The sequence below is a fragment of the Pedobacter sp. HMWF019 genome, from assembly GCF_003061025.1.
Taxonomy (GTDB): Bacteria; Bacteroidota; Bacteroidia; order Sphingobacteriales; family Sphingobacteriaceae; genus Pedobacter.
In genome coordinates this window covers 1-11,019 of record NZ_QAIL01000228.1, presented here as the reverse complement: position 1 = coordinate 11,019, position 11,019 = coordinate 1, and the positions used below count along the sequence as shown (strand labels likewise).

The 11,019-nt window shown below is 36.8% G+C and carries 11 protein-coding genes and 1 pseudogene; 8 read left to right on the top strand and 4 right to left on the bottom strand.

All coding sequences use genetic code 11. The features are described from left to right. Positions 1-525 precede the first annotated feature (525 nt). Complete coding sequence (locus tag DBR11_RS13555) at positions 526-879, bottom strand: DUF1622 domain-containing protein (RefSeq protein ID WP_108553205.1); 354 nt, start codon at positions 877-879, stop codon at positions 526-528. Positions 880-960: 81 nt separating this feature from the next. On the opposite strand from DBR11_RS13555, the gene DBR11_RS13550 reads away from it, so the two are divergent. The 8 genes and pseudogenes from DBR11_RS13550 (at position 961) to DBR11_RS13515 (ending at position 9,239) form a co-directional block, all read left to right on the top strand. After that, a complete protein-coding gene (locus tag DBR11_RS13550) occupies positions 961-2,358 on the top strand; it encodes a S41 family peptidase (protein WP_108553204.1) in 1,398 nt (465 codons plus the stop codon). A 92-nt stretch (positions 2,359-2,450) separates the two neighbouring features. Next, positions 2,451-3,758: an alpha-L-fucosidase gene (locus tag DBR11_RS13545; protein WP_108553203.1), complete on the top strand. Its 1,308-nt coding sequence runs from the start codon at positions 2,451-2,453 to the stop codon at positions 3,756-3,758. After that, complete coding sequence (locus tag DBR11_RS13540; protein WP_108553202.1) at positions 3,755-4,171, top strand: L-rhamnose mutarotase; 417 nt, start codon at positions 3,755-3,757, stop codon at positions 4,169-4,171. The genes DBR11_RS13545 and DBR11_RS13540 overlap by 4 nt, the downstream gene beginning before the upstream one ends. A 156-nt stretch (positions 4,172-4,327) precedes the next feature. Then, on the top strand, positions 4,328-4,519 hold the full coding sequence (locus DBR11_RS13535; protein ID WP_108553201.1) for a cold-shock protein: 192 nt from the start codon (positions 4,328-4,330) through the stop codon (positions 4,517-4,519). A gap of 108 nt (positions 4,520-4,627) precedes the next feature. Beyond that, positions 4,628-5,857, top strand: coding sequence for a hypothetical protein (locus tag DBR11_RS13530; protein ID WP_146186527.1), 1,230 nt, complete (start codon positions 4,628-4,630; stop codon positions 5,855-5,857). A gap of 92 nt (positions 5,858-5,949) precedes the next feature. Next, positions 5,950-6,471, top strand: coding sequence for a DinB family protein (locus tag DBR11_RS13525; RefSeq protein ID WP_108553199.1), 522 nt, complete (start codon positions 5,950-5,952; stop codon positions 6,469-6,471). 209 nt (positions 6,472-6,680) lie between these two features. Further along, positions 6,681-7,666 (top strand): annotated as a pseudogene (locus DBR11_RS13520) (aldo/keto reductase). A 106-nt stretch (positions 7,667-7,772) separates the two neighbouring features. Next, a complete protein-coding gene (locus DBR11_RS13515) occupies positions 7,773-9,239 on the top strand; it encodes a PLP-dependent aminotransferase family protein (protein ID WP_108553198.1) in 1,467 nt (488 codons plus the stop codon). Between the two features lie 56 nt (positions 9,240-9,295). On the opposite strand, the gene DBR11_RS13510 is transcribed toward DBR11_RS13515, so the two are convergent. The 3 genes from DBR11_RS13510 to DBR11_RS13500 form a co-directional block, all read right to left on the bottom strand. Beyond that, on the bottom strand, positions 9,296-9,973 hold the full coding sequence (locus tag DBR11_RS13510; protein ID WP_108553197.1) for a dihydrodipicolinate reductase C-terminal domain-containing protein: 678 nt from the start codon (positions 9,971-9,973) through the stop codon (positions 9,296-9,298). A gap of 32 nt (positions 9,974-10,005) precedes the next feature. Beyond that, on the bottom strand, positions 10,006-10,407 hold the full coding sequence (locus tag DBR11_RS13505; protein WP_108553196.1) for a hypothetical protein: 402 nt from the start codon (positions 10,405-10,407) through the stop codon (positions 10,006-10,008). 94 nt (positions 10,408-10,501) lie between these two features. Then, positions 10,502-11,019 (bottom strand): LytTR family DNA-binding domain-containing protein (locus tag DBR11_RS13500; RefSeq protein WP_108553195.1); only part of this gene is annotated, 518 nt, incomplete at its 5' end.

Below are 11,019 nucleotides of genomic sequence, written 5' to 3'. Positions count from 1 at the left end.
ATTCAAGTCCTCGCCCCAATAATGAAGACTTAAAAAGTGCATCACACTAATACCTGCATCTCTCTGCTTATGTTCCTGATAGTGCTCAATCAAGATGGGCATTTTCAGCAATTGTTTTAGATCTGTCGTGTGCAATATAACCGTAAAAAGCAATATGTAAGACCAGCATTGTTTCACTGCGTAAAGATATAACTTGGGGTATAATAATTCATAAAATAATTAGAAAGTCATTGTAATTTTTAAAAAGACATAGAATTCTTATTTTCATTAGGAATTTAAACAGAAAGGTAAAATGGCTTTAATTAAGGTGATTGCAAAACATTTCAGAGATGTTCATTTTGGCGGCAATTGGACACAGTCAATCTTAAAGATACTTTATCAGATGTAACCTGGCAATAACTACTATCGGAATCTACATGGGATCATAGAGCACGCGCGTTACCATTTGGGATAAATTTCCCTGATAAAAAAACTGCTAATTCAATAGGCATTCTAATATTTGACCTTAAATGAAGTTGGAGCCCATTATTTTGATTCTTTGGGCGCCTTATTTTCTGCTACACTTTCAATCTCTTTATTGAGGAAAAAGGAAAGGCTTGTTCTTATGAAAACGGTACCAGCCAATATTCCCAAATCATTAAATGAAGGGTTGAGGATTGTGTCGATAATATCTGATGCAATTAAAAACTCCAACCCCAACAAGAGGTAATAACCTACTTCAATTTTAATTTGAACAGTCTTTGCTAACGAGAATGAATTTTGGAAGCGGTTCAGTTCATTATGGACAAATTTCAGCAAGCCCAGTGCAGCGCCATAACAAATGATGCCTATACTAATATAGCTTATGATATGTGATATAGATTGAAGTAGGCCACTCATCGCAAATTGGTAGTTATATAAAAATACATAATATTTATATTAAACTTGCAACGAACCGTTTTAAATGGTGTCACATACCATATGATCAATTTCAAATCTATAACAACCGCTTGCATACTTCTAACATTTTTAAGTGTTAATGCACAGCAGAATCTGGAAAAACGATTAAAAAATACAGCCTGGCTTCAGGAGGGCTATGGAAGATGTTTAAAAATTGACGATTCAACATATACTTACTATAATATAAATAATATAGACTGTAAGACTTTGGTAGACGGTAAGTTAAGCGGAAGGTTTAGGGTCGTTTCCATGAACAGGAATAAACTTGTCCTAAATCCGGGAGGAATTGTGAACTATAGTTTTAATAAGGTAGCTTCAGTGCCTCCAAAGTGTACTCGTATTAGTCCAAATAGAGCTTCCTATGACGATAATTTTAGAGTTTTCTGGGAAACCTTTAATAATAACTACGCTTTTTTTCAGGAACGGAATGTGAATTGGGAACAAGTATATACGGAATATCTGCCAAGAGTAAGAAAGTTAAATTCCCAAAAAGAATTTGCCGATATTCTAATCGAGATTGTAAAAAAAATAGGTGATGGTCACATCAGATTAGAAATTCCGGATTCTTTAAAAACAAGGATATCCAGAACAACTCCAGTAACAAAACCTAAGAGAACAACCACTGATATTATCGCAGATATAAAGAAGAAATACCTGGTAAATGCACATACTTATAATAATGGGGTCATCGCTTGGGGGGAATTGAGAAATGCAAAAATTGCTTATATTCTGATCAAGGATATGAACAACTTCTCTAACTACATTTCTCCATCAGAAGGTTACCAGCCCAATTTTGCAAAGAACTATGATAAAATCAAAGCGACCCGAGAGCCTCTGGTTCAATTTGAGGATGAATATAAGGGTGTTGATAAAGTTATGGAAAAAATCTTATCTGATATTGGAAAGTCTGATTCAGTTGTTATTGACCTTCGTTTTAATGGAGGCGGACTTGAAACAGTTGCTTTGAGACTCTTAAGCTATTTCGTAAACGAAAGTAAACATGTTCTTTCTGTAGCAGCAAAAAGTACTAAAGGTAAGACAACAAAACAAGAATATACCTTGCAGTCAGCAGGCCATGCCACCTACACAGGTAAAGTTTATCTACTTTTAGGCCCCGGCACAGCAAGTGCAGCCGAAATTTTCGCTTTAGCCGCACATAGCTATAAAAATATTACAACGATAGGTTCAAGAACGGCTGGTATCTTCTCTGAAATATTGTGGAAAGAACTTCCAAATGGTTGGGAGTTTAGTTTATCCAATGAGATTTATACCGATCCAAGTGGTAAAACTTATGAAGGAACTGGTATTCCGGTAAACTACGAGCTATATTATCCCAGAAATCGATCAGAATTCAATAATAGTTTTTACAGTGGAGGCAGTTTTACCGACTCGGCACTTGATAGAATCTATAATAAATAATACGATAGTCCATTAAAAAAGGAGGATAATTCATTGTTCCATGGTTGTAAAGAAAATAATTTAGCTTTTCTAACCAACATAAACCAAATACAATGAAACAGTTGTTTACCCTTTTGGTACTACTCTCTACGTTTTATCAAAGTAAAGCACAAACCACAGCGATTAGTCCATCTATAAAAACATCCAAGGCGGTTTTAGATGATTTTATGGATCAGCGTTTTGGTATGTTTATTCACTGGGGACCCGTTACATTACGCGGCACTGAAATAGGCTGGAGCAGAGGAACCAGTGTACCCGTACAGGATTATGACAATTTATACAAAGAATTTAATCCTGTTTTATTTAATGCAGACATCTGGGTAAAAACAGCTAAAGACGCCGGGATGAAATACCTGACAATTACTTCAAAGCATCATGATGGTTTTTGCTTGTGGCCTACCAAGTTTTCCGACTATAATATCATGAATTCGCCGTACAAAAAAGACATCGTAGGTGAATTGGCCAAAGCTTGTAAAAAATACAATATCAAATTCTGCGTGTACTTTACAGTTTTAGATTGGCATGATCCCAATTATCCTATCCATCTTCCCGATGGAAAAAATTTGGATCCAAAGGCCGATATACACAAATTTATTACCACCATGAAAAACCAGTTACGGGAAATTGTTACCCAATACCATCCTTATGTGCTTTGGTTTGATGGCAATTGGGAAAGCCCATGGAAGAACGAGTATGGAGCAGATCTGTATACATTTTTGAAAAAACTAGATCCAAATGTGATTATCAACAACAGAATTGGTGCAAGTCAAGGCGGTGAACACCCGAAATTAACGGAAAGGATTATCGGAGATTTTGCCACCCCTGAACAAAAAATCGGGGAACTAAACATGAATAACCCCTGGGAAACCTGCATGACCATTTGTCAACAATGGGCATGGAAACCAAATGACAAATTAAAAACACTAAAAGAATGCATCCAGACTTTAGCTAAAACCTCTGGGGGAAACGGAAACCTTTTATTTAATGTCGGCCCAATGGCTGATGGTCGGATTGAACAACGTCAAATTAATAGACTTAAAGAAATGGGTGATTGGTTAGCCAACTACGGCGAGAGTATTTATGGTACTAAAGGAGGACCATATAAACCGAATGAGGTCTTTGCCACAACTCGGAAAAACAATAAACTCTATGTCCACATTTTTGACCAAAAATCTGCTGATGTAATCCTTCCAGCATTGCACGGCGTTAAAGTTAACCAAGCCTACTTATTAAAAGGCAGCAAAATTAATTATAGTCAGAATACAGACGGAAGTATTGTACTTCGATTACCAGAACATCTACCAAATGCGGATGATTCAGTCATTGTACTAGAACTCAATATCAATTCAGATAACCTATGAAAGTAAGTATCATTATAATACTGCTATCTGGATTGCTCTTTTCCGGCTGTCAAACGAAAATTAAAAACCAGCGGGTAAAACGCTTTGGCTCAATAACTGGTTTAAAGGCCGATAAACTTGAGAGGTATAAAGAATTGCATGCAAATGCATGGCCCGAAGTATTAAAAAAAATAAAAGACTGTCATATCCAGAACTATTCCATCTACCTTCAGAAAATAAAAAACGAATACTATTTGTTTAGCTATTTTGAGTATACAGGAGAAGATTTTGATGGAGATATGAAAAAGATGGCTGCAGATTCGAAAACCCAACAGTGGTGGAAAGAAACAGACCCTTGCCAGCAGCCATTACCAGAAACCGCTGCAAAAAAGGAAATATGGACTACTATGGAAGAAGTATTTCACACAAATTAAAGAGAATCTGCCAGCTGTAAAACAGCTGTTGTTAAATATTTTTTAAAAAAAACTTAGAATTCTTTTAAACAATCCTTATTTTACACTTGTTATTGCTTTTCGTTGAGCAACCATTTTTCGGAAGCCGTAATAATTTATTTTAAATATCTAAATACAATGCCAGAAGGAACAGTAAAATTTTTTAATGAGTCAAAAGGATTTGGCTTTATCGTACCTGAAAACGGAGATGCAGAGATCTTTGTACATGTAACAGGATTAGCGGGCCCTATCAGAGAGAACGACAAAGTTACGTATGAAGTTGAAAACGGCAAAAAAGGCCTAAATGCAACAAACGTGAAACCCATCTAAATTATAGATGATCGATTTAAAGCATCTCCAAAAGAGATGCTTTTTTTTATTTCAACTGGTGAGATCTATTACTTATTTCGCCATAACCGTATCTTACTAAAAAAACAATTGAAACAACCAAAAATAAACCTGACGCGTCCTCTGTTCATTCTTCCCTTCTGCTTTGTTTTCTTAAATGGCTACGCCCAGTCTAAAGATAGCGTCTCGTTAAGCAGTCTGATAAAGAAAAATTCTTTTGCCCTCAGAGACGGTAATTTCCAAGGCACAGGATGGGATATTTTACAAAAAGAGGCCGAAAAAGTTCAATTTTTGATGATCGGAGAGCAACATGGCGAAGCTGAAATACCCGTCTTTACCGAAAAAATTGCAGATGTCTTTAAACCGAAAGCTTTTGTAGCAGAGATTGATCCTTATAGCGCTGAACGATTAAAAAAAATTGCCCCCAACCCTACCGGGTATGTAGCGCATTTCAATAAATGGCCATATGATCTTGCTTTTTATTGCTGGGAAACAGAGATGCACTTAGCGAAAAAATTGATTACAAGCAAAGTAGATATATGGGGACTTAATGAAATTACGTTTATGTCTACAGGTCTCTTCTTTGAAGAGCTTTCCAACATTGCAAAAATACCGGCCAACAAGCAACTAGCTTTGAAAAAGGCCATAGAATATGGTCTTAATGATAAGCCTCTCTATCTAGATGCGAATACATTTAATGAATTGAGTCTTTTTAAGCTGACTACCGGGTATTTAGACTCTTTACAGTTTACTTTTAGGAACGACAATAAACAGAGTCAGAAAATGTTACGTGATCTTCGTGCTAGCAGGCCACTATTATGGGAAAATTATCCTATGCGTGTGGAAATGATGAAAAAGAACCTGCTTAATTATGTTGCGCCTTATATAGGTAGAGATTCCATCAGTATACCTAAACTCTTATTTAAATTTGGCGCTAATCATCTTACGCGTTCCAACAGCACAACTGGCTTTTATGAAGTAGGTAACCTTGCCGATAATCTCGCAGCAGCACAAGGGAAGAAAACCTTGCACATCCTTATTTTTGGTAAACAAGGAACTATTAATACCATGCTTTCAACCGATAACAAAAAAGCTATTCAAACCTATAATGTGAAGGATGATAAAGATCTGACTTCATTTAAACCTTTCTATAGTCTGGTGAATGATGATGAATGGGCAGTATTCGATTTAAGACCAATAAGAGCAGCCTTAAAAAGGGGAAGTCTGAAAGGAAGTAATCTTGAAATGGAAAATTTACTCACAGGCTTTGACTTACTTGTTCTTTTCTCACCGGTAACTGGAAATAAATTTATTCATTAAATTTCACGAAATACACTGCCATAGGGTTGTCAGTTAGGGCTATTTTCTTTGTGTAATTAAACATAAAGATTCATCAATAAACCTTTAAGACTATGACAACCGAAAACACAACTACCGAAGCTATTGAAGTTCAATCATTTGTTTCATCTGCCAATATGTTGAATGATTGGCTAGGGCACCGCAGACTAACCAGACGTGTAATAGAAGCGTTTCCAGAAGATAAGTTATTTACCTATAGTATTGGAGAAATGCGCCCTTTTTCAGAAATGATGAAGGAAATTATTGATATTTCAGGTCCTGGAATACAGGGCATCGTAACTGATAAATGGGAAAATACAGGCGGTTTTAACACACATACCATCAGTCCAGAAGATTGTACAAAAGAAGGATTACTTCGCCTTTGGGACGAAGAAACTGAACAGATTAAGACCTTTTGGCCGCAGATTTCAGAGGAACGCTTTCAGCAAAGAGTAGTGGTTTTTGGCCAATATGAAGGACAGGTTTTTTCAACTATTCTTTACTTTATCGATAATGAGATTCATCATCGTGCACAAGGTACAGTCTACCTGCGTAGCTTGGGAATAGAACCCCCTGCGTTTTGGAATAGAGATTAAAATTTATACTCGTTATGTTAGGCGCCACAACGCTGAAGGGGTGATGCCTAATACTTTTTAATTGTTTCTTAATTCCAAGCGACATTAAGATCATAATTCTAATAGATGTGTATAATTTAACTTATTTCTGTAATAGTTTAAAGCCCGATACCTTTGCTCTGGGAATTCAAGTCTGTAACGGCGAGAATACTTTTAATTAAAAAATTAAAATGGAATACAGAAAATTAGGAAATACAGATCTGGAACTATCAATAATCACATATGGTGCCTTTGCTATTGGCGGAAATATGTGGGGTGGTAATGAGAAAAAAGATTCTATCAATTCGATTCAAGCATCGCTGGACCATGGGGTAACAAGTATCGATACAGCTCCTTTTTATGGTTTTGGTTTAAGTGAAGAAATGATAGGTGAAGCCATCAAAGGAAAAGATCGGTCAAAAATACAGTTATTGACCAAATTCGGTTTGGTTTGGGATGGCAGTAATGAAGACAAAGGTGAATTCTTCTTCGATGCAGAAGATAATGGAAAAAAACTTCCCATATTCAAATATAGCTCTAAAGCCAATATCATTAAAGAAATAGAAGAAAGTTTAAAGAGATTAGGTACTGATTATATTGATCTGTTACAGTTACACTGGCCGGATAATTCAACTCCGATAAGTGAAACCATGGAAGCATTCGAGGTATTAATACAACAAGGAAAAATTCGGGCGGCAGGTGTAAGTAATTATAGCGTGAATCAGATGAAAGAAGCGGCAAAAACACTTGAGCTGGCTAGTAATCAGGTTTCTTATAGTATGCTGAACCGTGCTATTGAAAACGACCTGATACCCTATGCCCTGGAAACTGACACAGGAATTATTGTATATAGTCCTATGGAAAGAGGATTACTTACCGGAAATACTTTAAAGAAGATAAACTTAAAGATAATGATCACCGCAATGGTTATTTCACTCAATTTGATTTAGACAAAGTCAAGACATTTCTTGATATCATTGAACCTGTTGCCTATAGTAAAAATGTCACTTTATCTCAGTTGGTATTGCGTTGGACAACATTACAGCCAGGGATAACAGTTGTATTAGCTGGTTCAAGAAATGCCGAACAAGCCATTCAAAATGCTGCAGCTATGGATATTGATTTAAATAATGATGAATTAAACTTCATCAAACAGGAACTACTTAAAGCAATCTAATATCAAGCAGGTACCTTTTCTGGTACCTGCTTATTTATTTCGCGCTCATTTTTTTATCGGACGAAGATTATTGTTAAATTTATGCATATTCAGTAGTCCAATCTCCATGCAAATACTTGCTACCTTAATCGTTATTGATCGCGATTCAATCCAACCGGTTTATCAACAACTGGCCAATCGATTAATGCAACTGATCAAGGATGGTACCTTGCCAGTATCCCATCGGTTGCTCAGTACCCGAAAAATGGCAGAACTTTTAAAGATTCATAGAAAGACAGTTGTTAGAGCCTATGACGAATTATTAGCACAAGGCTGGCTCGAAAGTGAAGGTGGCAACGGTACATTTGTAAGCAGCAATCTACCAAAATTAGAGCTGAAAAATCCATCAGCCAAAAACGGCACCAAAGTTAACGTCCTAAAAAATGCAGGCTTTTCTATTGGCAATGCAGATCATTTAAAAAGGAAAATAAACAAGACTACGCAGTCGTATCATCTGGACGATGGTTATCCCGACAGCCGTTTAGCACCGCTAACTGAACTATCCAGGGCTTATCGGACTCAACTCCTGACGGGCAACTCCTATGTCCGATTTGGTTATGGAGACACTAAAGGTTCTTTATTATTAAGAGAAGAACTCTGCACTTATTTTGCAGAAACGAGGGGTCTAAATATCGATACCGAAAATATCCTGATTACCCGCGGTACAGTTATGGGTCTTTATCTGGTTAGTGCGGCTTTAATAACACCTGGGGAACATGTAGTGGTTACAGAGCTCGGCTGGAAAGCAGCCAGCATGAATTTCTTGCAAGCACAAGCCATTGTACACAAGATTGCCGTGGATGAGCACGGTATGGTTGTCGACGAATTACGAAGACTATGCCTTGTAACGAAAATAAGGTTAGTTTACCTCACCCCGCATCACCACTACCCTACAACAGTTCCCATGCGTGCAGATCGGCGAATACAGTTACTAAGCCTGGCAGAAGAATTTGGTTTTATCATCTTCGAAGACGACTATGACTATGATTTTCATTATATGAATAGACCTCTGCAGCCATTAGTTTCAGCAGACAAAACCGGCCATGTGATCTATTGTGGATCATTTACCAAAAGCATTGCCCCTGCATTTCGTGTAGGCTATCTGGTTGCCCCTGAAAATGTAATACAACAATTGGCTCAGTTGCGCCGTATTGTTGACCGCCAGGGAGATTTTATGCTGGAGAATTCCATTGCAGAATTGTTTAAATTAGGCACAATACAAAAGCATTTACGTAAATCATTACGGGTCTACCGGGAACGAAGGGACGTGTTTTGCGATCTGATAAAACACCACCTCAACAACAAAATTCATTTTCAGGTACCTGAAGGCGGCATGGCTGTATGGGCGATAGCAGACCTTTCAATTGATATTCAAGACCTATCTTTTAAGGCACTAAAAAAGGACATTTACATTAACGATGGATCTGGATTTGGCGAGGCCCCAACAATTAACAACAACCTCAGATTGGGCTTTGCGTCATCAAATGTTGCAGAACTGGAATATATAGTAGAAACTATAGCCAAATTATTGTAATCTATCGAAACAGCTTATAACTTTCATTCCAACTATGTTAGTGAGCATTAATTATCCTACAATATTTTACGATCAATCAAGTCCAGAACCGTATACCTCTTGTTTTCCAAATCATGATTTAAACAAGTCTTAATAATTGCATTAACCCCATTCGCATAAGAATTATGCCCCAACACCTTGGTCTCAATCGTTACTTCGTCATTACAGTTTCTAATAACAATTTTATGATAAGCATGCCCGTTTAAAAACTCCAAAGGAATACCAATTTTATCCTGTTGAACTTGAGGGTCTCTTATCGATACAACTTTGTTGTGCGGCACTTTTAAAGAATTGGCTAAATTATAAGCAGTACCTGGCTCAGTTTTTTTAGTAGACTGATGAGACTCAGTTATCGAAATTTCATAATCCTCAAAGGATCCGCCAAATAGATCAATCATTCTAAGCGTCTTTAGAATTAGAATAGAAGTATTCGGACAAATAATTAAGGGGAATTCAGGATCCAGGTTTTCAGTTTCTAAGCCTGTAGAGAGCTCAATAAACACAGATTTCGTTCCTGCGCAAAACGCCAAACACTCCTTCAGTTCTCGTCCAGAACCTGCGTGAACAAGTATTGCCCTTTCATTTAGTGTTTGATACAGAGGCTCCCACTTAATGACTTCGCAAGATGCAAATGATAAATCGGCCTTTAATATGGCATTTGCGAGCTTTCCAGAGCCAACAATGAATATTTTCATTCTGGTAATTATAAATCTAAAGATGCCCTCTGCTAAAACTCATCCACTGTAGATCTGGTATTCAAATCTATAAAAGTAAAAACGACCTTAGAACTTTCCTGATCAATTTTAAAATTGACCAATTCTGAAATCAATTCTTCTGAATTCGAACCTGCACAAGCAGAACTATAAGCTAATAAATAAGAAAGACGTGCTTTCCCGGTTTCATCATCTTCCTCATACTCTGCCTCTTCAAGCTCCAAATCTGAAATTTCAGGTATTGTACCATCAGAACCATGGTAACCTAATAATATATCAATCACTTCATCCTCAGGACTGATGTCTTCATAGCTGCCACTAAACAAAACCTCATTTAAAAACTCTTTTGCACTTAATTCACCCTCTTGCAGCGATTCATAATCATCCTGCTGGTACTCCAATTTTAGTATTGCCATAAGGACGGCAAAATAACAACTTAATCCTCATTCTATCTATACCAAATAAAAAAAACAATTATCACTGCAAATTTCCATTCTATAAAGAGCATCATTACTTAATCCCTAAAAGATCAAATAATTCCTCTTTCTTATTTATTGCGATAGAAATAGACTTGCCATTAACAAGCTCTACCATATTTCCATTCACACTTCTTACCGAGTCAAGATTCAAGATAAATGAACGCTGAATTCTAAAAAACTTGGGTAAAGACAAAATCTCTTCCATAGATTTAAGCGTGGCTTGTGTGCTGTAAATATCCGAAGGAATAACGATCTTTAAATAATCACCCTGGGCTTCAACATATAAAACTTCATCCAATAAAATCTTAATTAGCTTTCCTTCAGATTTGATAAAGATTCGATCATTATTTATCTGTTGTATAGAAGATGAACGTTTCAGCTCCAGGTAGTCTTTAGCTTTATTAACGGCCTTTAAAAAACGATCAAACCTCACCGGTTTAACCAGATAATCAGTTGCCCCGGTTTCAAAACCATCTAATGCAAAATCCCGATAAGCCGTGATGAATATAACAACCATAGAGTTTCCCAGAGCACGTACCAGTTCTAAAC